The sequence below is a fragment of the Enterobacter sp. ECC_219_Taxon_10 genome, from assembly GCF_058354905.1.
Window position 1 is genome coordinate 3,044,856 of record NZ_CM178005.1, and the last position, 22,761, is coordinate 3,067,616.

The 22,761-nt window shown below is 58.0% G+C and carries 19 protein-coding genes and 2 tRNA genes; 13 read left to right on the forward strand and 8 right to left on the reverse strand.

Annotation, left to right across the window (positions count from 1 at the left end; genetic code table 11):
• The first annotated feature begins 84 nt into the window (after positions 1-84).
• The 3 genes from AC4ICF_RS14555 to AC4ICF_RS14565 all read left to right on the forward strand — a co-directional run bounded on the left by AC4ICF_RS14555 (position 85) and on the right by AC4ICF_RS14565 (position 3,764).
• Complete coding sequence (locus tag AC4ICF_RS14555) at positions 85-1,383, forward strand: serine hydrolase domain-containing protein (RefSeq protein WP_316379460.1); 1,299 nt, start codon at positions 85-87, stop codon at positions 1,381-1,383.
• Between the two features lie 282 nt (positions 1,384-1,665).
• Positions 1,666-2,979 (forward strand): MFS transporter, encoded by a 1,314-nt coding sequence (locus AC4ICF_RS14560; RefSeq protein ID WP_116338931.1) that lies wholly within the window; start codon positions 1,666-1,668, stop codon positions 2,977-2,979.
• Positions 2,976-3,764, forward strand: a complete 789-nt coding sequence (locus AC4ICF_RS14565; protein ID WP_316379459.1) for a substrate-binding domain-containing protein — start codon at positions 2,976-2,978, stop codon at positions 3,762-3,764. Before AC4ICF_RS14560 ends, AC4ICF_RS14565 begins: the two co-directional genes overlap by 4 nt.
• Here AC4ICF_RS14565 and psrA read toward each other — a convergent pair.
• Complete coding sequence (gene psrA, locus AC4ICF_RS14570; RefSeq protein WP_316379458.1) at positions 3,739-4,638, reverse strand: L-proline-binding transcription factor PsrA; 900 nt, start codon at positions 4,636-4,638, stop codon at positions 3,739-3,741. The genes AC4ICF_RS14565 and psrA overlap by 26 nt on opposite strands.
• A 419-nt stretch (positions 4,639-5,057) precedes the next feature.
• On the opposite strand from psrA, the gene mtfA reads away from it, so the two are divergent.
• Positions 5,058-5,849, forward strand: a complete 792-nt coding sequence (mtfA, locus tag AC4ICF_RS14575; RefSeq protein ID WP_163329820.1) for a DgsA anti-repressor MtfA — start codon at positions 5,058-5,060, stop codon at positions 5,847-5,849.
• Here mtfA and AC4ICF_RS14580 read toward each other — a convergent pair.
• Positions 5,846-7,057, reverse strand: coding sequence for an MFS transporter (locus AC4ICF_RS14580; RefSeq protein WP_439209825.1), 1,212 nt, complete (start codon positions 7,055-7,057; stop codon positions 5,846-5,848). The genes mtfA and AC4ICF_RS14580 overlap by 4 nt on opposite strands.
• Positions 7,058-7,195: 138 nt before the next feature.
• Between AC4ICF_RS14580 and AC4ICF_RS14585 the strand changes: the two genes are divergently transcribed.
• The 6 genes from AC4ICF_RS14585 (at position 7,196) to AC4ICF_RS14610 (ending at position 15,402) form a co-directional block, all read left to right on the forward strand.
• A complete protein-coding gene (locus AC4ICF_RS14585; RefSeq protein ID WP_316379457.1) occupies positions 7,196-8,938 on the forward strand; it encodes an IucA/IucC family protein in 1,743 nt (580 codons plus the stop codon).
• Complete coding sequence (locus AC4ICF_RS14590) at positions 8,938-9,885, forward strand: GNAT family N-acetyltransferase (protein ID WP_166711637.1); 948 nt, start codon at positions 8,938-8,940, stop codon at positions 9,883-9,885. The genes AC4ICF_RS14585 and AC4ICF_RS14590 overlap by 1 nt, the downstream gene beginning before the upstream one ends.
• On the forward strand, positions 9,882-11,624 hold the full coding sequence (gene iucC, locus AC4ICF_RS14595; RefSeq protein WP_316379456.1) for an aerobactin synthase IucC: 1,743 nt from the start codon (positions 9,882-9,884) through the stop codon (positions 11,622-11,624). Before AC4ICF_RS14590 ends, iucC begins: the two co-directional genes overlap by 4 nt.
• Positions 11,621-12,946: a lysine N(6)-hydroxylase/L-ornithine N(5)-oxygenase family protein gene (locus AC4ICF_RS14600; protein WP_163329816.1), complete on the forward strand. Its 1,326-nt coding sequence runs from the start codon at positions 11,621-11,623 to the stop codon at positions 12,944-12,946. Before iucC ends, AC4ICF_RS14600 begins: the two co-directional genes overlap by 4 nt.
• A 26-nt stretch (positions 12,947-12,972) precedes the next feature.
• On the forward strand, positions 12,973-15,162 hold the full coding sequence (locus tag AC4ICF_RS14605; protein ID WP_116338914.1) for a TonB-dependent siderophore receptor: 2,190 nt from the start codon (positions 12,973-12,975) through the stop codon (positions 15,160-15,162).
• A gap of 164 nt (positions 15,163-15,326) precedes the next feature.
• Positions 15,327-15,402: transfer RNA gene (locus tag AC4ICF_RS14610), tRNA-Asn, on the forward strand.
• A 54-nt stretch (positions 15,403-15,456) separates the two neighbouring features.
• On the opposite strand, the gene AC4ICF_RS14615 is transcribed toward AC4ICF_RS14610, so the two are convergent.
• The 4 genes from AC4ICF_RS14615 to AC4ICF_RS14630 all read right to left on the reverse strand — a co-directional run bounded on the left by AC4ICF_RS14615 (position 15,457) and on the right by AC4ICF_RS14630 (position 17,582).
• Positions 15,457-15,789 (reverse strand): type II toxin-antitoxin system PemK/MazF family toxin, encoded by a 333-nt coding sequence (locus tag AC4ICF_RS14615; protein WP_192984796.1) that lies wholly within the window; start codon positions 15,787-15,789, stop codon positions 15,457-15,459.
• The gene (locus AC4ICF_RS14620) at positions 15,790-16,047 is read right to left on the reverse strand and encodes an AbrB/MazE/SpoVT family DNA-binding domain-containing protein (protein WP_004852307.1); all 258 of its coding nucleotides are present in this window, start codon (positions 16,045-16,047) and stop codon (positions 15,790-15,792) included.
• Positions 16,048-16,186: 139 nt separating this feature from the next.
• Complete coding sequence (locus AC4ICF_RS14625) at positions 16,187-17,146, reverse strand: quinone oxidoreductase family protein (RefSeq protein WP_316379450.1); 960 nt, start codon at positions 17,144-17,146, stop codon at positions 16,187-16,189.
• A gap of 46 nt (positions 17,147-17,192) precedes the next feature.
• Positions 17,193-17,582 carry a RidA family protein gene (locus AC4ICF_RS14630; RefSeq protein WP_192984793.1) on the reverse strand — a complete coding sequence of 130 codons (390 nt, stop codon included), beginning with the start codon at positions 17,580-17,582 and terminating at the stop codon, positions 17,193-17,195.
• A 140-nt stretch (positions 17,583-17,722) separates the two neighbouring features.
• On the opposite strand from AC4ICF_RS14630, the gene AC4ICF_RS14635 reads away from it, so the two are divergent.
• Positions 17,723-18,643: a LysR family transcriptional regulator gene (locus AC4ICF_RS14635; protein WP_491466096.1), complete on the forward strand. Its 921-nt coding sequence runs from the start codon at positions 17,723-17,725 to the stop codon at positions 18,641-18,643.
• A gap of 54 nt (positions 18,644-18,697) precedes the next feature.
• On the opposite strand, the gene cbl is transcribed toward AC4ICF_RS14635, so the two are convergent.
• Together cbl and nac are read right to left on the reverse strand one after the other, a co-directional pair.
• Entirely contained in the window at positions 18,698-19,648 is a 951-nt protein-coding gene (gene cbl, locus AC4ICF_RS14640; protein WP_023336219.1) for an HTH-type transcriptional regulator Cbl, read from the reverse strand.
• Positions 19,649-19,744: 96 nt separating this feature from the next.
• Positions 19,745-20,662, reverse strand: a complete 918-nt coding sequence (gene nac, locus AC4ICF_RS14645; RefSeq protein WP_316379448.1) for a nitrogen assimilation transcriptional regulator NAC — start codon at positions 20,660-20,662, stop codon at positions 19,745-19,747.
• Between the two features lie 320 nt (positions 20,663-20,982).
• On the opposite strand from nac, the gene AC4ICF_RS14650 reads away from it, so the two are divergent.
• Together AC4ICF_RS14650 and AC4ICF_RS14655 are read left to right on the forward strand one after the other, a co-directional pair.
• Positions 20,983-21,058: transfer RNA gene (locus tag AC4ICF_RS14650), tRNA-Asn, on the forward strand.
• 161 nt (positions 21,059-21,219) lie between these two features.
• Positions 21,220-22,470, forward strand: coding sequence for a tyrosine-type recombinase/integrase (locus AC4ICF_RS14655; RefSeq protein WP_491466097.1), 1,251 nt, complete (start codon positions 21,220-21,222; stop codon positions 22,468-22,470).
• Positions 22,471-22,761 lie beyond the last annotated feature (291 nt).

The window sequence follows — 22,761 nt, forward strand, 5'->3', positions numbered from 1 at the left end:
GGGGGATTTTCCCCCACTACGCGTTTTTTATTATAGCCCCCGCTTTTTTAAACTGAACCCGTTCTTAACCTATACGAGACGGATATGAAAAACAGAACAGTAAATCATGCCCTGCTGGCGGGACTTGTCTTCAGCAGCCTGCTGTCCCCTGCGGCAATGGCCGCCTGCGAAGGCACCGAACTCAGCGTGTGCCCTGCCCCCTTCGACGCCGCGTTGCCGGATACCCATAAAATGCTGACCTGGAGTCAGGCCGATCGCGTGGTGGGATTTCGTAATGATTATCGCAACTACGCCGGGGATATTTTCCGCCACGGAAACGCCGTACCGCTGCAGGTTTCGGAAAAGCCGCTAACGGACATCCATTATCAGGTTAACGGCAGGCGCTACGGCCTTAAGGAATATCTCAAGCGCCAGAACGTCAGCGGCATGCTGGTGCTGAAAGACGGCAAAATCGCCTGGAAATATCTCGCCCAGGGCAATACCGACACCACGCTATGGACCTCGCGCTCGGTAGGCAAATCGGTGGTATCGGCGCTGGTGGGCGTAGCCCTTAAAGAGGGAAAAATTCACTCACTCGACGACAGGATCACGAAATATGAACCCGATCTGAAAGGCACCGCGTGGGACGGCGTGACGCTGAAACAGCTTATCACCCATACCTCCGGGGTGGCGTGGAACGAGGATTATACCAACCCGAACTCCGACTTCGCGCAGCTCACCGAGTGCGAGGCGAAGCCGGGTACCTACGACTGCGTGCGCAAGCTGGTGAAAGGATTACGCAGGGTTCACCCGGCCGGAGAAAACTGGTCTTACTCCTCCGGCGGAGCCTGGCTGCTGGGTGACGTGCTGGAGCGAGCAACCGGCATGACGATCGCGGCGTATCTGGAGAAAAGCATCTGGCAGCCGTACGGCATGGCGAGCGACGGCGTGTGGCATGCCTACAGTAAAGGTCAACATGACGTCGGCGCGCACGGCTTTAACGCCACGCTGGAGGACTGGGGTCGCTTCGGGGAATTTATCCTGAACAACGGTATGCTCCCCTCGGGCAAACAAATCCTGCCTGACGGCTGGGTGAAGGAGTCGTCAGACTGGACTCAGGCGAAAGGCTCGGTATCAGACGCGCATCCAGAAGGCCTGTACGGCTATCAGTGGTGGAACAACGCCGTGCCCGTCAACGCCAAGGGCGTTGAGCCGGCAGCGAAGGATTCGCTCAAAGGTTCGCTCTGGGCGCTGGGCATTTTTGGTCAGATGATCGTGGTGAACCAGAAAGAAAACCTGGTCATCGTCCAGTGGTCTACCTGGCCACAGGCGGAGCCTTCCTTTAGCGCCCAGCCGCTGGAGGCCTCTCTGATGTTTAGCGCGATTGCCAGGGCGCTGCGCTAAATTGCACCCGCCGGGTAACGAAGCGCTTGCCCGGCCCTTTCTCAGGAGCCTCTCTCTGCGCCACATCACAAAATCGCAATATCAGAGACTTAGATAACATTGGTGAATAAAAAGCCAATGTTTTGTTAAGTTATTGTTGCTTATAGTGCTCATCATTATCGTCTCACTATTGATGCGCAACGCGCATCAATCAATGCGTTAATTGCGCTTATCTATTTCGCCATCCTGATCCAGTTTTCAGAAACAGACGCGTAAAACGTCAACAATAAACTGGAGATAACCATGTTTTCCTCAACCTCACCTGCAACCGTACGCTCTAAGGCGGGCGCGATACTTCGCGTGACGTCCGGCAACTTTCTTGAGCAATTTGATTTCTTTCTTTTCGGCTTCTACGCCACCTACATCGCCCACACCTTCTTCCCGGCGAGCAGTGAATTTGCATCGCTGATGATGACCTTCGCGGTCTTCGGCGCGGGCTTTTTGATGCGTCCAATCGGAGCCATCGTGCTGGGGGCCTATATTGACAAGGTTGGCCGCCGCAAAGGGCTGATCGTGACGCTTTCCATTATGGCGGCAGGCACCTTCCTGATCGTGCTGATCCCGTCCTATCAAAGCATCGGGCTTTGGGCACCGCTGCTTGTCCTGACGGGCCGCCTGCTGCAGGGTTTTTCTGCCGGGGCGGAGCTTGGAGGCGTTTCGGTCTATCTCGCGGAAATCGCCACGCCGGGCCGCAAAGGTTTTTACACCAGCTGGCAGTCCGGTAGCCAGCAGGTTGCCATTATGGTCGCCGCGGCGATGGGCTTTGCCCTGAACGCCCTGATGGAGGAGAGCGCCATTCGTGAATGGGGCTGGCGCATCCCGTTCCTGTTCGGCTGTTTAATCGTGCCGTTTATCTTTTTCCTGCGCCGCAAGCTGGAGGAGACGGAAGAGTTCAGCGCGCGCCGCCATCATCTGGAGATGCGTCAGGTCTTTAAAACGCTGCTTGGCAACTGGCAGGTGGTGGTCGCGGGCATGCTGATGGTGGCGATGACCACAACCGCGTTCTACCTGATCACCGTCTACGCGCCAACCTTCGGCAAAAAAGTGCTGATGCTGAGCGCCTCTGACAGCCTGCTGGTCACGCTGCTGGTGGCGATCTCTAACTTTATCTGGCTGCCGGTGGGCGGCGCGCTGTCGGACCGCTTCGGGCGTAAGCCGGTGCTGATTGCCATGACCCTGCTGGCGCTGGCGACCAGCTATCCAGCCCTGACGCTGCTGGCTGACGCGCCGAGCTTCTCGATGATGCTGAGCGTGCTGCTGTGGCTCTCCTTCCTTTACGGGCTGTATAACGGGGCGATGATCCCGGCGCTGACGGAAATTATGCCTGCTGAAGTCCGCGTGGCAGGGTTCTCTCTGGCTTACAGCCTGGCAACGGCGGTCTTTGGCGGCTTTACCCCGGTGATGTCAACCGCGCTGATTGAATACACCGGTGACAAAGCTTCGCCGGGCTACTGGATGAGCTTCGCCGCGGTGTGTGCCCTGCTGGCCACCCTCTACCTCTACCGTCGTCGCGCGGTTTCAGTGCAAAACACCGTTAAGTCGCAGGGGGCCGCATGACACGCACTTCTCGCTATACCGCCAGCGCGCTGGTGCTGATGTTCATGAGCGCCAATGCCTGCGCCCAGGAGGTGAAAGTGATGATTTCAGGCGGTTTCAAAGCCGCCCTTGAAAAGCTCGCACCGGAATATGAGCGCAAGACTGGCGATACCATTGTGATTATTCCCGGTCCCTCAATGGGCAATACGCCGCAGGCGATCCCAAACCGGCTCGCGCGCGGCGAGAAGGCCGACGTGGTGATTATGGTGGGTGATGCGCTGGCGAAGCTCGAAAAAGCCGGCCAGACCAGGCCAGGTTCGCGAACTGAACTCGCCGACTCTCCCGTTGGCATGGTGGTGAAAAAAGGTGCGGATATTCCTGATATCAGCAGCGAGGCGACGCTGCGTAAAACTCTGCTGCAGGCCAACTCCATCGCTTACTCAGACAGCGCCAGCGGCAGGTATGTCAGCCAGACGCTGTTCAGGAAACTGGGGATTGAAAAGGAGGCTGCGGCTAAAGCAACAATGGTCGAACGTATTCCGGTCGCCTCAGAAGTGGCGAAAGGAAAATACGCCGTGGGCTTCCAGCAGGTGAGCGAGCTGCTGCCGGTTGAAGGCGTCACCTTTATCGGTAAAATCCCGGATAATCTGCAGTACATCACGCGCTTCGCCGGCGCGGTCACCCGTCACGCTGAACATCCCGTGGAGGGGAAAGCGCTACTGAGCTATCTCGCCTCACCGCCCTCAGGGGCGGCCATCCGTGAGACGGGGATGATCCCCGTTACGTCCGGCGATACCGCTCGGTGATCTCTTTTTCCAGTTCAGCCGCAATATAAGACTGAATGCGCCCACGGCGCCGGATAAGCCCCACGGCGCGTTTCACCTCCGGCGCCACCAGCGGCAGATGCGTCAGCGGCGTGTGCTCCGACGTCGGCATCGACATGGCGGGAACGGCGGCAATGCCGATGCCCGCCTCTACCATGCCGAGCATCGTGGTGACGTGGCGCGTTTCGCAGACGCTGGGGCGCTCGGGAATGATATCCCCCAGCATCCGATCGAGCAGGTTGCGGTTACCCGACGTTTTATCGAGGGAGATATAGTCCTGCTGGAAAAACGCCTCCCACGTCAGGTGGCTCTTCTGCGCCAGCGGGTGATCCTTTCTGCATGCCGCAACGTAGACATCCTCCACCAGCGGGAAAAATTCAATTTCAGACGGTAAGTTTCCCGCAAAGCAGATGCCAAAATCCGCCTGGCTTCGGGCCACGGCGTCAATAACATTCCCCGCGCTGCTGTCGATGAGCTTAATGCGAACGCGTGGAAAGCGAGACTGAAAGCGACGGATCACATCAGGCATAAAGTAACAGGCGGCGGAAGGTACCGCGGCGACCGTAATCAGCCCCGTCCGCTCTTCACTGGCCTTATCGACATCCGCCAGCATTGACTCCACGTTGTCAAGCAGCTGCGCTGAGCGTTCAGCAAAGTTTTGCCCATATAGCGTCAGGGCGACGCGACGGGTGGTTCGGTCAAACAGCTTTGTTCCCAGCGCGGCTTCCAGCTTTTCGATCCTGCGGCTCAGCGCCGACTGGGATAAGCAGATAGATTCAGCGGCGACACGGAAGTTACCGTATTCCACTAACGCCCTGAAGGCATAAAGATCGTTAAGGTCAAAATTCACGGGCATAGCGTCTGGATGTCCTGTCAGGGAAGAGGCAACAAAGTCAAAAATAATAGCGTCTTATTGACCTGCCGCAACCGGCGCGGTGTTGTAATAGGTCAGAGATCGTTGAGATTGAGTTGAATGCGCCCGGCCTGGTCAGCAATCGCCTGCCGTTCATCTTCCTTTGTATTGGGCAGCGCCTGCTTGTTACCTTTGAAACCGCTCATCTTTTCAATACCGCACGGGTTTATCCACTTAGCCTGCGAATTAAGGCTACGACGGAGGTCACAAAATGAAGGTGATGCCTGCAAAGCGCTACCCACCGCTACGTACGAAATGATAGTTTATTCAGGCTGGAAGTGTAGCAGTGCGCAATTTTCTGGCATCTTAACTGAACCTGACTTTCCCATTTTTGTTCAAGTAACGAGTTTGCGAGCAAAGCGATGATTAAGTGGCCCTGGAAAACGAATGAGGCTGGCCGGGATATGGCGCTGCCGTGGGATGACGCGCTGGCGATCCCTGTTCTGGCAAATCTTAAGCCGGATGAACAGTCGAAGCTGGTTCAGATGGCGGATCGTTTTTTGCAGCAAAAACGCCTTGTGCCACTGCAGGGGTTCGAGCTGGATCCGCTGAAAAACGCCCGCATCGCCCTGCTTTTCTGCCTGCCGGTGCTGGAGCTCGGTATTGAGTGGCTGGACGGTTTCCACGAAGTACTGATCTACCCCGCGCCGTTCGTCGTTGATGACGAGTGGGAGGATGATATCGGGCTGGTGCACAACCAGCGGGTGGTGCAGTCCGGTCAGAGCTGGCAGCAAGGGCCAATTATCCTGAACTGGCTCGACATTCAGGACTCGTTCGACGCCTCCGGCTTTAATCTGATTATTCACGAGGTGGCGCATAAGCTCGATACCCGCAACGGCGATCGCGCCAGCGGCGTGCCTTTTATTCCGCTTCGTGAAGTCGCGGGGTGGGAGCACGACCTGCACGCGGCGATGGATAACATCCAGGATGAGATAGACCTGGTAGGCGAAAGCGCGGCCAGCATTGATGCCTACGCGGCAACCGACCCTGCCGAGTGCTTTGCGGTGCTGTCAGAGTACTTCTTCAGCGCACCCGAGCTTTTCGCCCCCCGCTTCCCGGCGCTGTGGCAGCGTTTCTGCCAGTTTTATCAGCAGGATCCGCTCCAGCGCCTGCGGCAAAATGAGGGCACAGATGGCCCCCGCCACGTGCATTAATGCTTTTCGACTGGGGTACGTTCAATAAACCGTACCCCGATGCTCAGCGCTAAAAACAGCAACGCCATTCCCCAGGCGGCCATCGTTAAATACTGTTCGCCAAAAAAGCGCGTCACAACGGGCACCAGCAGCGCGCTGACGCCGTAGCCTAACGTGTGGCTGGTCGCGATAGCGCCCGCTCCTTTCCCCGTCGTCAGGCGATCGTTCAGCAGCAGCTGGTACCCAGGCGTGGCCATCGCTGCGCCGAGCGAAGTGATAGCAATCCCCACGTAGAACAGCGCCAGCCCGGCGATGCACATTAGCGCAAGCCCTGCCACCATCAGCACCGCCGCCATGCAAAGCAGGGTCAGCGGGCTGAAATGCTGCGGGCGGACCACCAGAAACTGCGCCGCGAGCGTTGCCAGCGCGGCCAGGCTCAGCAGGAGCGCGACATGATGGCTGATATCCCGCGCGTTGCCGTCCAGCAAGGGGCTGAGGTGCGGAGACAGGCCGAGCTGCATCAGGCTCACCAGCGCCGCCAGCAGCATCGCCAGCAGCAGGAACGGCAGCATGGAAATCTGCAGACGGGTCGCCTGGTGAGCCACCGGCGGCAGCGGCGGATCAGCCACCTCGCGCAGCACCAGCAGCAGGGCGATTAACGGCGCGATCGCCATCAGCCAGAGCGGTGACACCGGGTTAACGCTGAGCATCAGCGCCGCCAGGGGGGGTCCCAGCAGGCGACCGCAGCTGAGGCCGGAGCTGATGGTGGCCAGCGCCGCCATGCGTTTCTCCAGGCCCGAACGCTGAATGGCCCACGTCTGTGCGGCAGGCACCATGCCCGACACCGTTAAACCGTAAAGCAGACGCGAGAGGATCAGCCCCGCCAGCCCCCAGGGGCTTTCCAGCAACCCGGCGGCCATCGCCCAGACCACCAGCGCCATGACGCCAAAGCTGGCGAGATAGCCGCTGAGGGAGGCCACCATCACGACCTTACAACCGCGGCGCTCGCTCTGGCGTCCCCACCAGGGGGAAGCGGGTAAAAAAAGCATAGAGCCGAACATTAACAGCCCGGCCCAGACAGAGAGTGAAAGTCCGGTCAGGGTCACCAGCTGCGGAAGCATGACCAGCAAACCGTTTTGCCCGATACCCAGCAAGCCCGCGCATAGCGCCAGGGGCCAGTTTGCTTTGGAGGTGATGTTTTCGGTCAACGTTTCAGAGTCAGCGCGCATGAGAATGTGAACATAGTGTCAATAAATGTGTGGAAATTATGAAGTTTATGAAAACAAATATTGCAAAAATAGTTGCCACTGTAAACAGAATGAATATCATAACGAGAATTATTATCAGTCATGGAATGAGGTACATCTATGCGTGCTCTGCCCCGCTCTGCCGGTACAGACGTTGCAGCCCAGTGTTTTTTAAACGCCCTGGTGCGCGAGACGAAGGACTGGCGCTATCTCCCCGCTTCCGCAGCGGATGAGCTGGCGCACATTCATATTCCGCTTTCTCCCACCCAGGCCCTTCGGGTTCCGGTGCGCTATTTCTCCCCAACCCAGCATCATCAGTACCGTTTTCCGGCAACGCTTATCCAGAGCGATAGCGACAGCGGTGACGCCGTCACTTTCTCTCAACTGGTTGATTTAATTCTTGAAAAGCCCTCTGTAAAAGGCTCGCTGGATGCCGATACGCTGGCGCGTTTTAAACAGCGCGCGCTCGAAAGCCACGCGCACACCTGGCAGGCGATCGATCTGCGCCACGGCTGGGGAACGCTGCGCGACAGGCCGCTGACGTTTGCCGAAGCGGAACAGGCGCTGCTGGTGGGCCACGCGTTTCATCCTGCGCCAAAATCCCACGAACCGTTCAACGAAACCGAGGCGCGCCGGTATCTGCCTGATTTCGGCTCCCGCTTCCCGCTGCGCTGGTTTGCCGTTGAGAGCACGCTCGTTGCCGGCGACAGCCTGAACGTCTCCCTGCGCGAGCGTCTGCTGCGCTTCGCCGCCCAGAGCGCGCCCGAGCTGCTCGGCCACTTCACCGATACCCGCTGGCTGCTGCCGATGCATCCGTGGCAGGCCGACTATCTGCTGGAGCAGGACTGGTGCCAGCGTCTGGCGACAAACGGTTCCTTGCAGGACCTGGGTGAAGCGGGCGCACAGTGGCTGCCCACCAGCTCGTCGCGCTCTCTGTACAGCGAAACCAACAGCGACATGATTAAGTTCTCCCTCAGCGTGCGCCTGACCAACTCCGTGCGCACGCTGTCGGTAAAAGAGGTTAAGCGCGGCATGCGCCTGGCACGGCTGGCGAAAACGCAACGCTGGCAAGATTTACAGGCGCGCTACCCGACCATGCGCGTGATGCAGGAAGACGGCTGGGCGGGGCTGCGCGATGAAAGCGGCACTATTCAGGAAGAGAGCCTGATGGCCCTGCGCGTTAACCTGCTGTTTGACACGCCTGAAACCCAGACCAACGTGCTGGTGAGCCTGACCCAGGCCGCGCCGGACGGCGGCGACAGCCTGCTGGCCGCGGCGGTGCGCCGTCTGAGCCAGCGTCTGGATTTACCCCTCGCTCAGGCTGCCCGCTGCTGGCTGGACGCCTACTGCGACCGCGTGTTGCTTCCGCTGTTCAGCGCCGAGGCGGACTACGGTCTGGTGCTGCTGGCGCACCAGCAAAATATCCTCGTGGAGATGCAGCAGGATTTCCCTGTCGGACTTATTTACCGTGACTGTCAGGGCAGCGCCTGGACCGAAGGGGCCGACGCGTGGCTGAAAGAGGCGGGCGAAACAGACGTGGAAAACCGCTTCGGTGAGAGCCAGCTGCTGCGCTACTTCCCGTATTACCTGCTGCTGAACTCCACCCTTGCCGTCACCGCCGCCCTCGCCGCCGCTGGTTTCGACAGCGAAGAGCACCTGATGTCCCGCGTGCGTGACGCGCTGGCCGAACTGCGCGCGACGGCGAAGCAGACCCGCTGCCTCGACTACGTGCTTGACAGCCCAACCTGGAACTGCAAAGGCAACTTCTTCTGCTACCTGCACGATCGCAACGAAAACACCATCGTCGACCCGGCGGTGATCTATTTCGACTTTAGCAACCCGTTTTACAAGGAGAAGGCGTGATGGCGAACGCGAATATCGTCCATTCCGGCTACGGCTTTCGCTGCACGGCCACGGAACAAAACCTGCCGCTGACGCTGGGTCTCGACGGCAGCGCGGTCCTTGAGCGCCTGACCGGGATCCCGGACGGCTGGCTGGTGGACGCCCTCGATCAGCTATTTATTGCCGCGCCCGCCCTGACCGGCATTACCCTGCCGTGGGCGGCCTGGCAGGATGAGCCCCAGGCGCAGGCACTGTTTCGCCAGGCCCACGGGGATTATCTGGCGCGTGAAACCTTCTGGCAGCTGCCGCTGTGGCTGAAAGGCGAGCGTCCGCAGGCAAGCGGCGGTATGCAGTTTGATGAGAGCCGTCAGCTGTACTTCCCGCTGCGCCCTCACCGCCCGCAGGGTGAGGTCTATCGCCGTTACGATCCGCAGATTAAGCGCACCCTCAGCTTCCGCGTTGCCGACGTGGCGCTGGACGGCGAACGATTCACGCAATGGATGAATAACCCGCGCGTGAACGCCTTCTGGGAGATGGCGGGCCCGCAGGCCGAGCAGGAAAACTACCTGCGCCGTCAGCTTGACTCGACCTACTGCTACCCGGTTATCGGCTGCTTCGACGACCAGCCGTTCGGCTATTTTGAACTCTACTGGGCGGCAGAGGATCGGATTGGCCGCCACTACCGCTGGCAGCCGTTTGACCGTGGGCTGCACATGCTGGTGGGCGAAGAGAACTGGCGCGGCGCGCAGTATATCCGCAGCTGGCTGCGCGGCCTGAGCCACTATCTGTATCTCGATGAGCCACGCACCGCGCGCATCGTGGCCGAGCCGCGTTTCGACAACCAGCGCCTGTTCCGCCATCTGGCCTCCGCCGGTTTTGAGACGATGAAAGAGTTCGACTTCCCGCACAAGCGCTCGCGCCTCATCATGAGCCAGCGTCACCGCTTCTTCAGCGAGGTGGAACTGTGAACGCGCTCTGGCAGAAAGTGAACCGCGAGATGGTGGCGAAGATCCTCGCCGAGCTGGAATACGAACGCACCCTGCGCGCTGAGCCGGTGTCGGCGGACGGCTGGCGCATCGCCATGGGCAACGAGTCCTGGCAGTTTCGCGCCACGCGCGGGATCTGGGGCTGGCTGCATATCGACCCGGACACGCTGACCACCGCCAGCGGCGGCGCCGTGGAAGCGGAAAGCGCGCTGCTGCAGCTGGCGACGGTACTGGAGATGAGCGACGCGCAAACGGCCGAGCACATGGAAGATCTCTACGCCACCCTGCGCGGGGACATGCAGTTGCTGCAGGCGCGTGAAGCGCTGGACGCGGACGCGCTGATCCACCTCGACCCGGACGAATTACAGTGTCTGATGAGCGGCCACCCGAAGTTTATTTTCAACAAAGGACGCCGCGGCTGGGGTCTGGACGCGCTGCGTCAGTATGCGCCGGAATACCGCGGGCGCTTCCGCCTGCACTGGGTCGCCGTCCAGCGCGAGCATCTGGTCTGGAGCAGTGACGCCGATTGCGACATCCACACTCTGCTGGCCAGCACCATGGACGATGCCGAGCGCGCCCGGTTTGATGCCCGCTGGCAGGCGCTGGATCTGAACGACAGCTGGCTGCCCGTGCCGTTGCACCCATGGCAGTGGCAGCAAAAAATTGCCATTCATTTCCTGGCGCAGCTGGCGCGCGGTGAGATGGTGGCGCTGGGCGAGTTTGGCGATGAGTACCTGGCGCAGCAGTCCCTGCGCACGCTCACCAACGCCAGCCGTCGCGCGCCGTATGACATCAAGCTGCCGCTGACTATCTACAACACCTCCTGCTATCGCGGCATTCCGGGCAAGTACATTGCCGCCGGGCCGCTGGCCTCGCGCTGGCTGCAGCAACAGTTCGCCGCCGACGCCACGCTTGCCCGCTCTGGCGCGCAGGTGCTTGGCGAACCCGCCGCCGGATATCTGTCGCATCCTGGCTATGCGGCCCTGCCGAAAGCGCCATACCGCTATCAGGAGATGCTGGGGGTAATCTGGCGGGAGAACCCGTCCTGTTATCTTCAGGATGGCGAACAGGCGGTGCTGATGGCGGCGCTGATGGAAACCGACAACGCAGGGCGTCCGCTAATCGACGCGTGGATCAAGCGCTCGGGATTAACCGCTGAAGCGTGGCTGGAAAAACTGTTCGAAGCGACGCTGATCCCGTTCTACCACCTGCTTTGCCGTTACGGCGTGGCGCTGATCGCCCACGGCCAGAACGTGACGCTGGTGATGAAGGACTACGTTGTGCAGCGCATCCTGCTGAAGGATTTCCAGGGCGATATGCGCCTGGTGGACGAGGATTTCCCGCAGGCACAGAGCCTGCCGGAGCAGGTAAAAGCGGTGACGGCGCGCCTGAGCGCGGATTACATCATCCACGACCTGCAGACCGGCAACTTTGTGACGGTGCTGCGCTTTATTTCACGCCTCACCCTGCAATGCGGCGTAAGCGAAAACCGTTTCTATCAGATCCTCGCCGGGGTGCTGCACCGCTATATGGCCGCGCACCCGGAGCTTGCGGAGCGCTTCGCGAAATTCGACCTGTTTAAGCCGCAGATTATTCGCGTGATCCTCAACCCGGTCAAACTGACCTTCTCCGAACACGACGGCGGCAGCCGCATGCTGCCGAACTACGTCACCGATCTTGATAACCCTCTTTTTCTGGCCTCCCGGGAGTCCGCGCAATGAAAACCTATGATTTCATCGGCATTGGTATTGGCCCGTTTAACCTCAGCGTCGCCGCCCTCGCAGAAGGGCTGGATGGCTTTAGCTCGCTGTTTCTTGAGCGCAAACCGCACTTCTCGTGGCACCCGGGCATGATGGTGCCGGACTGCCACATGCAGACCAGCTTCCTGAAGGATCTGGTCAGCGCCGTGGAGCCGACCAACCGCCACAGCTTCCTGAACTACCTGGTGCAGCGCAAAAAGTTCTACCGCTTCCTGACCACCGAGCAGCGCACGGTTTCCCGCGAAGAGTTTGCGGACTACCTGTGCTGGGCGGCGGATAACCTCACCAACCTCGCCTTCAGCCAGCAGGTTCAGCAGGTGAGCTTTGATGAGCAACGCGGTCTGTTTGAGGTCGTGACCCAGCGCGACCGCTTCCTCGCGCGCCACGTCTGCGTGGGGATTGGCAAACAGATTAACCTGCCTGACTGCGTCACGGTGCAGGACGATACCTGCTTCCACGCCAGCGAGATGATGCTGCGCACGCCGGATCTCGCGGGTAAGCGCGTTACCGTCGTCGGCGGCGGCCAGAGCGGGGCCGACCTGTTCCTGAATATCTTCCGTGGGGAGTGGGGCCAGCCGCTGAGCCTGAACTGGGTATCGCGCCGCAATAACTACAACGCGCTGGATGAAGCCGCCTTTGCCAACGAGTATTTCACGCCGGAGTATGTGGACAGCTTCTCCACGCTCAGCGAAGAGGCCCGTCGTCAGATGCTGCACGAGCAGAAGATGACCTCCGACGGCATCACCACCGAGTCACTGCTGGCGATTTACCGCGCCATGTACCACCGCTTCGAAGTGCTGCGCGAAAAACCCTGGGCGCACCTGATGCCGTCCCGCTCGGTGACGGCCCTGACGCGCCAGGAAACCGGACATCGCCTGAGCATTCAGCATCACCTCGACGGCGGTCACGAGCAGCTGGAGAGCGACGTGGTGATTTTCGCCACCGGCTACCGCGCCGTGCAGCCCGCGTTCCTCGCGCCGCTGTCTCACCGGCTGCATCTGGATGCGGACGAAGCTTTCTGCATTAACAATGATTTCACTCTCGAATGGGACGGTCCGCAGAGCAATCGCCTGTTTGCCGTGAATGCCGGGATGCATCGTCTCGGCATTGCCGAACCCCAGCTCAGCCTGATGGCCTGGCGTGCGGCGCGAATTCTTAATCGCGCGCACGCCGACGAGCCGTTTGAGCTGGCCACCACCCCCGGCGTTATCCACTGGCGGAGCACCACCAGCCCGGAGAGCAGCCAGGTTTTTAAATCGTTAGCAAAAACCACTGAGTACTGACACACACAATCAGGATCAACATAACAATGAAACGTTCTCATCTTTGGGTTTTAAATCCTTGCTTGCTTGCAATGCTTTCTACCTCTGCGTGGGCGGAAGAACAAAAGGAAGAAAATATCGTGGTCTCTGCCAGCCGCGCGCACCGCAGCGTTGCCGAGATGGCGCAGACCACCTGGGTCATTGAGCGGTCTGAGATCGAGCAGCAGGTTCAGGGCGGAAAAGAGATTAAAGAGGTGTTGGCGCAGCTGATCCCGGGTATGGACGTCAGCAGCCAGGGGCGTACCAACTACGGCATGAACCTGCGTGGCCGCTCCATGATGGTGATGGTGGATGGCGTGCGCCTGAACTCGTCCCGCAGCGACAGCCGCCAGCTGGACTCTATCGACCCGTTCAACATTGACCGCATCGAAGTCATCTCAGGCGCCACGTCACTGTACGGCGGCGGCAGCACCGGCGGCCTGGTGAACATCGTCACCAAAAAGGGCCAGCCGGAGACCGAAGTTGAGTTCCAGACCGGGGCAAAAACCGGCTTTAACAGCCACAACGACCACGATGAGAACGTATCGGCAGCCGTAAGCGGCGGCAATGACAACGCGTCCGGCCGTCTGTCGGTCTCTTATCAGCGCTACGGCGGCTGGTATGACGGCAACGGCGACGAGGTGATTATCGATAACACCCAGACCGGCCTCCAGTATTCCGATCGTATTGATGTGATGGGCACGGGCACCATCAACATTGACGATCACCAGCAGCTGCAGCTGACGACGCAGTACTACAAAAGCGAATCCGACGGCAAGCACGGGCTGTACCTCGGGAAGAACTTCTCGGCTGTAACGGGCGATGCCACCGCGTACAACAAGGATAATCTCGACTCTGACCGCGTGCCGGGAACCGAGCGCCATCTGATTAACCTGCAGTACTCCAATACCGACTTCTGGGGCCAGGACCTGGTCGCGCAGATTTACTATCGTGACGAGAGCCTGACCTATTACCCGTTCCCGACTCTGACCAAAGGCGTGGTAACCAGCATCGGCGCGTCGCAGCAGAAAACCGATTTTTACGGCGGCAAGCTGACGCTGAACAGCAAGCCGGTGGACGATCTGACGCTGACCTGGGGTGTGGATGCCGACCACGAAACCTTCGATGCCAACCAGCAGTTCTTTAACCTGAGCAAAGCCGCAGCAAGCGGCGGCATGGAGCTGGACAACGCCTACAACGTGGGCCGCTACCCGGGCTACAGCATCACCAACCTCGCCCCGTTCCTGCAGGCGAGCTACGACATTGACGCCATCACCCTGAGCGGCGGCGTGCGTTATCAGTACACCGAAAACAAGGTGGATGACTTTGTTGGCTACACCCAGCAGCAGGCCATCGCCACCGGAAAAGCCACCTCCGCCGACGCGGTGCCGGGCGGGAAAACCGATTACAACAACTTCCTGTTCAACGCCGGGATCCTTGGTCGTCTGACCGAACAGCAGCAGCTGTGGTTTAACTTCTCTCAGGGCTTTGAAATCCCTGACCTGGCGAAGTACTACGGCTCCGGCACTTACCAGCTCAGCAACGGCCACTATCGCCTGCTGAACAGCGTAAACGTCAACGACTCAACGCTGGACGGCATTAAGGTCAACGCCTACGAGCTGGGCTGGCGCTACACCGGCGACAACCTGCGCACGCAGGTCGCGGCGTATTACTCGCTCTCGGATAAAACCATTACCATCAACAAGACGGATATGACCATCAACCTCGAAGACGACAAGCGTCGTATCTACGGGATTGAAGGCCAGGTGGACTATTTCTTCACCGACAGCGACTGGAGCACCGGCGCGAACTTTAACGCCATCAAGTCTGAAACCCGCGAAAACGGGAAATGGGAGAAGCTGACGGTCGACAGCGCCAGCCCGTCAAAAGCCAGCGCATGGGTGAACTGGGCGCCGGGCGACTGGACCCTGCGCGTGCAGAGCACGCAGACCTTTGACGTGTCTGACGCCGACGGCAAGAAGATTGATGGCTATAACACGGTCGACTTCCTGGGCAGCTACGCCCTGCCGGTGGGTAAGGTCAGCTTCAGCGTGGAAAACCTGCTGGACAAAGACTACACCACCGCCTGGGGCCAGCGCGCGCCGGGGCTGTATAGCCCAACCTACGGTGCACCGGGCCTGTATACCTATAAAGGCCGCGGTCGTACGTTTGGTCTGAACTACTCCGTACTGTTCTGATCCTGCGCGCCGCCTGCGGGCGGCGCTTTTTATTGTGCAATTTGAACGCAAATTTGCCATAAAATCAGCGATTTGCTGAAATTGTCGGCAAACGAACAAAAAGCGCGTTTTCACCCTTTGACAAGGCGTACTGAGGTCGTTACTATGCGCCTCGTTCACACGATTCCTCTGTAGTTCAGTCGGTAGAACGGCGGACTGTTAATCCGTATGTCACTGGTTCGAGTCCAGTCAGAGGAGCCAAATTTGAAAAGCCTGCTTTTGAAGCAGGCTTTTTGCTTTTCTGCGTATCTGATGTTAACTCAGAATCGCATCCAGCCTGGCAAGCACTTCATTTACCACAGCGTCAGGTATGCGTTCCAGCCGCATGCCGTTCCGGGCAGCCATATCAATAGTTCTGGGCTGGTCGCAGCGAATAACGCCCATTGTTTTTGTCCCCGCCCCTTCCAGTGAAACGGTGAAACCTGCTGTACGTGCAAAGTTTCCGGCGCTGGTAACGGGAACCACTACCGGTAGCCGGGTCAGCTTGTTAAACGATGCCTTCGATACGATGAGTACCGGACGTTTTCCACTTTGCTCGTGGCCAGCAATCGGGTCCAGTGAAACAAGCCAGATTTCCCCTCTTTCCATTTACAGGATCTCCTTGCCCACCGCAGGCGCATCAATCCATTCCCGATCCTCTTCGCTCATTTCAGCGTGCGGATCGCACTGCGCCAGCAGCTCCTCAAGCGAATAATGAGGCCGTTTCTGAGGTTCGATAATCAGGCAGCCATTATTAATGGTCATGCCGACTTCGCTGTCCGTAGATAGCTCCAGCGTTTTCAGCACGGCGGGAGGAACCGCCAGCATGATGGATCCGCCGACCTTTTTAAGACGAGTTGTATACATAGAGCACCTCCGAATATTATATTTTAATATAACATCCATAGATTTTGCAGTTCAAAGGATTATGGCGGATCGGATAAACGGAATGCGAGGCGGCTTCCGGATCGGAGCTGTATCGGGGCCAGGTTGAGGCCCCCCTCTCTCAAGGCTTCATAACGATGCGGCCAAGCGGTTTCGCTGTCTCGGCGTATTCGTGGGCCGCGGCGGCGTCTGCCAAGGGGAAAATGCGGTCAATAACAACCCGGATGCGCCCTGCTGCTATAGCCTGCAACATCTCGTCCACGCTTGCCCGAACCTCAGGCCTTTCAAAAAGAGGCCCCATGAATACTCCCATGAGTGTCTGGTTAGACTGCATCGGCGGCCACAGGTCGACAGTCAGGTCGCCGCCGCCCGCATTACCGACGAAGACGAGACGTCCTTCCGGAGCGAGTGCAGCAAGCGAAGCTGGCAACGTCGTCCCTACCGGATCGATGACGAGGTCAATCCCGGCGCCATGGGTATACTCTCGGACACTGTCCACGACGTCATGCTCTACACGATCCACGACATGATCGGCACCCAATTCAAGCAACCGGCTTCTTCGCTGCGTTCCGCTTGCCGCGGCGATGACCCTCGCGCCAGCATGTGAGGCAAGCTGAACGGCCGCGAGCCCCACGCCCCCAGCTGCTGCCTGAATCAGGACGGTTTCTCCGTGCCGGAGCATGCCTCGTGTGAACAGGCAATGATGTGCGGTTCCAAAAGAGATCGGTACCACCGCCGCGTCTGCTGCATCCACCCCTTCCGGGATAAGCCAGGTGCGTTCCGCAGGCACAGCCCAACGTTCCGCATGCGATCCCTGCATGCTAAAAGCAGTCACTCTGTCTCCCACCCTGCGGCTACGGACTTTCGATCCGACGGCAACAACTGTCCCCGCGGCCGCGTACCCGACGATCCATGAAGGAAGAGGCGGCGGAGTTGAGCGCCGGTTGATCAGGTCTCCCCCTTCAATCGAGATAGCCTCGACAGAAATCAGGACGTCGTCAGGCCCGGCGACCGGATCCGGGACATCGACATATTTCAGGACGCCGGGAGCGCCTTCCACGTCATAAACCGCTGCTTTCATCAGTTTTCCTCTGTCTTTTCTTCGACCGGCGGAAAGACCCATAACCCTAGGGCAGCCTTGCAATCACCTTAATCTCAAACTTGAATCCGTACAGCCACGTCACGCCGATCCCGGTCAACGTCGGGTAAGGCGCGTCCCCCCAGTATTCTGGCAGGATACTCCAGATAGCGTCGAGGTTTGATTCGGGATCGACAACAAAAAGGGTAACGTCAACCACGTCATCGAACGTGCAGCCCGCAGCCGTGAGAACAGCATTAAGGTTATCGAATGCCAGCCGGATCTGCGCTTTTAGATCCTCTTCAGGCGAACCATCCTCCCGGCTACCCACCTGTCCCGAAACAAACAGGAAGCCGTTAGATTTGATGGCGGGTGAATACCGATTGCGCTCATAGAGCGCCTGGCGTCCGAAGGGAAAAACGGCTTCGCGTGTTGTCATGCTTGTACCTTTGTAATGGGGCGAAATCTGCCCGGTGAACATAGAGACACTCTAAGGTGCTAAAGCGGAGGGATAAACAGGCGACTTTGTCCATCATTGTTTGTAATATCCAAACAATCGGTGAAGTGAGAGGATGATGGATGGATCGTTTTGATGCGATGCGCGCCTTTGCTCGCGTGGTGGAGGCAGGCAGCTTCACAAAGGCTGCCCAAACGCTCCATATGAGCAAAACCACGGTGACTCAGCTGATTCAGCAGCTGGAGGCGCGCCTGCGCGTCAAGCTGCTCCATCGCACTACCCGCAGGCTCGGCGTCACGCCTGATGGCGCGGTCTACTACGAGCGCGTCATCCGCCTGCTGGCGGACATGGAAGATGCTGAAAACAGCCTCTCCAGTTCGGCGATGACGCCCCGGGGACGGCTACGGGTGGATGTGCCCACGCCTCTCGCCCGATTCGTGCTGGTGCCCGCGCTACCGGCTTTTCACGCGCGCTATCCTGATATCCAGTTCGATATGGGCGTGAGCGACCGGGTGGTGGATCTGATCGGCGACAACGTGGATTGCGTCCTGCGGGGCGGTGAAATCAGCGACCAGTCCCTGATCGCGCGCCATGTCGGCGATTTGCCAATCGGTGTTTACGTCGCACCGGGTTATGTGGAACGCCTCGGTGCCCCTGCGCATCCGCGAGAGCTGGAAAACACGGACCATCGCATCGTGGGATTCTTGTCCTCACGCACCGGTAAGATTGACCCTCTGGTACTGCACCGCGAGAGTGAACGTATTGAAATCATGGCCAGCTATGTGCTGGCAGTAGATGATGGCAATGCCTACCTCGAAGCTGGGCTAGCGGGATTAGGCGTGATTGCGCTGCCAGTCTATATGGCGGCAGCACATCAGGCTCGTGGTGACTTGATTCCGCTATTTGAACAATGGCGTATTGCTCCAATGCCCCTGTATCTGGCATTTCCGTCGAACCGCCATGTCAACGCGAGGCTGCGCGTTTTTATTGAATGGATCGTTGAATTGATGCAGCAACATGTCCCCACCACTTACAATAAGTGACGACATCCCTGCCCCCTGATTCGGTCAGCGCAGCGCTACCGGGCAAGCCAGCAGCTAAATCTGATAATCAATCGCCACTTCTTCCGGCTCCATCACCTGGCGTTTGATCTCATCCACCGACAGCCCGGCGTTGCAGAGCTCAATAAAACGCCACACATAGTTGCGCTGCAGCTGCCCGCGCTTCAGACCTAGCCATACGGTATTGGCATCAAACAGGTGACGCGTATCCAAACGCACCAGGTTCCCGTCTTCGCGTTCGCCGCTGGACTGTTCCGCCACCAGGCCAATGCCCAAACCCAGCTCGACGTAGGTTTTGATGACATCAGAATCCTGCGCACTCAGCACCACGTCCGGCGTTAGTCCTTTACGGTTGAAGGCCTCGTCTATGCGCGAACGTCCGGTGATCCCCTGGCGGTATGTGATCAGCGGCCATTTCGCAACGTCTTCCAGCGTCAGGGGAGAGACCTGATTCAGCGGATGATCGACCGGAAGCAATAAGCTGTGGTACCAGCGGAACCAGGGGAAGGCCACCAGCAGCGGGTCGTTGCTCAGGCGTTCGCTGGCAATGCCGATATCCGCCCCGCCGTTTTGCAGCAGCACTTCAATTTCCTGCGGCGTGCCCTGGATGAGCTCCAGACGGACGTCGGGGAAAAGTTCGCGGAAGGCTTTAATCACCGGCGGCAGGCTGTAGCGCGCCTGGGTGTGGGTGGTGGCGATTGTGAGTACGCCCGAGGCGTCATTGGTGAAGAGATCCGCCAGACGACGCACGTTGCTGGCCTCGTTAAGGATACGCTCAGCAATGGTCAATAACGCTTTGCCCGGCTCAGTCATGCCGAGCAGCCGCTTGCCGCGGCGGATAAAGATCTCTATGCCCAGTTCCTCCTCCAGCTCACGGATATGGCGGCTGACGCCGGACTGGGAGGTATAAAGCATATTGGCGACCTCGGTCAGGTTGTAGTCCCGCCTGGCCGCCTCACGGATAATTTTAAGCTGCTGGAAATTCACGATTCACTCCGGCACATCTGACATAGCTCTATTGTTAGAGTCAGCTGCGCTGCAGAACAAATAATAAAAACCAGCATCTTATGCTTTTATGGAATATCAGCTCACGAGCTGGAGTTCACGGTTTTCAAGCGACGGCTTGCTGACCAGCGACATCAAAATCTCTTTTACCGCCTGCGCCTGCGGCGACAGAGAACCGCGCGCGGACATGTTCAGCGACAGCGGGAGGCTCATTGACGGCGTGGTGATGCGCGCCATCCAGCCGTTCGCCGCGCTGCACAGCGAACGCGCGGCGGATTCGGGCAGTACGGTGACGCCCATTCCGCTGGCAATGGCCGCGGTCAGCGTGGAGATCGAGTCAATTTCACCGATGATTTTGGCCGTCAGGCGGCGCAGGGAAAACGCTTCGTCCACGCGCACGCGCACGGCGCTGTAGTCGCGCGGCAGATAGAGGTTCATCTCTGCCACGGCGGTGAGGTCTACGCTCTGGCCCGGACATTCGCGGGTGCCCACGAGATAGAGATCTTCCTTCAGCAACGGCTGGCTGGTGATCCCGGCGACCGGAGAGCGATCATAAAGCACCGCCATGTCCAGCTGGCCGTTCAGCAGCTTGTCATTCAGGACGGAACCGCTGTTTTCGTGCAGGTACACCAGCACCTCAGGCAGCTCAGCGCGGACGGCCTGCAGCAGCGGCATGGTAATAGAGGACGCGGCCGTTCCCGGCGCCAGGCCAATAGACACGTGTCCGCTCAGGGTCTGGCCCACGTTATTCACTGCCAGCTGCGCCTGTTCACACTGGCGAAGGATGGTGCGCGCATGGGTATAAAGGATCTTGCCTGCTTCCGTTGGCGTGACGCCGCGTTTGGTGCGGATCAGCAACTGCTGATCCATCTCGCCTTCCAGAGTAGCCACCTGCTGGCTCAGCGCGGGCTGCGCGATGTGCAGCACTTCTGCCGCTTGAGTCAGGCTGCCGATATCGACGATTTTTACGAAGTATTTCAGTCGTCTTAAGTTCATTTTGCCCCCTGTTCGAAATGCTTTGCCGGAACCGGCTGTCGTTGTTGAACAGGTTTTGCAATATGAATGCCACTTTTACCATACAGTCTGAATTGGTCGCTAAGCGCCTGAAAATAAGGAAACCTAATCATGGGGTGTGGTTTTATTACTGAAACAGCAGTTTATGATCTGCCCCATTAGAGGTATTTCCGCACCAAAGCGGTGCATTCCGCTGTCAAAAACATCACTTTGCCGATTTTGTCAGCAAACGATCAAAAGGCGTTAATCCACCCTTTGACAAGCCGAACGCAGGTCGATAATATGCGCCCCGTTCACACGATTCCTCTGTAGTTCAGTCGGTAGAACGGCGGACTGTTAATCCGTATGTCACTGGTTCGAGTCCAGTCAGAGGAGCCAAATTCTTGTTTTCATGCCTCTTTGCGAATCCTTATGTGATTTAGATTCAATAAGTTAGCGCGAAAAATCTTCCCGATGTATTTTTAGTTTTCTCTCCGCATCGGGAGAATTTGGTGGTCAGATTTGGGGTCATGTTGGTTCGATGACGGAGTGACCCCCAAATGTCTCTTAACGACACAAAAATCCGCAACTTAAAACCATCCGCTAAACCCTTCAAAATTTCCGATTCCCATGGTCTGTACCTGTTGGTTAATCCAGGCGGTTCACGTCTCTGGTATCTCAAATATCGTATCAATAGAAAAGAATCTCGCCTTGGCTTAGGCGCCTACCCTGACGTGTCTTTAGCTAATGCTCGTCAACAGCGTGATGGTATCCGTAAACTCCTCGCGCAAAATATCAATCCAGCACAACAGCGCTCTGCTGAAAGAACCACTTCCACACCAGAAAAAACCTTCAAACATGTGGCACTGGAGTGGCATAACAGCAACCGAACATGGTCTGAGAACCACGCATCCCGCCTGCTTGCCAGCATGAACAATCATATATTCCCTGTGATTGGACACTTGCCGGTAGCTGAACTGAAACCTCGTCACTTTATCGACCTGCTGAAAAGCATTGAGAAAAAAGGTCTGCTGGAAGTCGCAGCACGTACCCGGCAGCATATGTGCAACATAATGCGTCATGCTGTGCATCAGGAGTTGATAGAGCACAATCCCGCGGCAAATCTGGAGGGTATCATCGCCCCGCCAGTTAAACGTCATTACCCCGCCCTTCAGTTGGAGCGACTACCGGAACTGTTGGCACGCATTGAGGACTACAAGCAAGGACGAGAGTTAACCCGCCAGGCTGTCTCACTCACCCTTCACCTATTCATCCGTTCCAGCGAACTGCGTTTCGCCCGTTGGTTTGAGATCGATTTCAAAAATAGAATCTGGACCATTCCTGCCACTCGCGAGTCCATCCCCGGCGTCCGCTACTCTGGCCGTGGTGCAAAAATGCGTACTCCACATATCGTTCCACTCTCCTGTCAGTCTATTGCTATTCTGAAACAGATACGGGAAATATCCGGACATCAGGAACTTATATTCCCCGGCGATCATAATCCGTATAAACCGATGTGCGAAAACACGGTCAATAAGGCGCTACGCCTGATGGGCTATGACACAAAAGATGAAATCTGCGGCCACGGATTTCGGGCAATGGCATGTAGTGCCCTGATGGAGTCTGGCCTATGGGCGCAGGATGCGGTTGAACGGCAGATGAGTCACCAGGAGCGTAACAGCGTTCGAGCGGCTTACATCCATAAAGCAGAATATCTCGATGCCCGTAAAGCGATGATGCAATGGTGGTCAGATTATTTGGACAGATGCAGAGAGGAATTCGTGCCACCCTATGTCAGGGGCCGCCAGTAGCAGATGGTATGAACCTTAGGATGTGACTAATTGGTAATTTTGAAAAAGGGTTCAGCTAATGGACCCTGTTTTAATTTGCATAAACAGCCATAGAAATGATCGGTCCACAGTCATTTCTCATAGCCAGATAGGCATTCTCACCACGCATTTTTTGCCGCAGGATATCTCGGTAACATCAGAAATGTGGAAACAAGATCTGGTTGAGGCGAAAAGTTCATTTAACTCAACAATCCCCCCTGAGGTTATTATCATAGTGCCGTTTGATTTCGGATAAACCATGGCATACTGCCA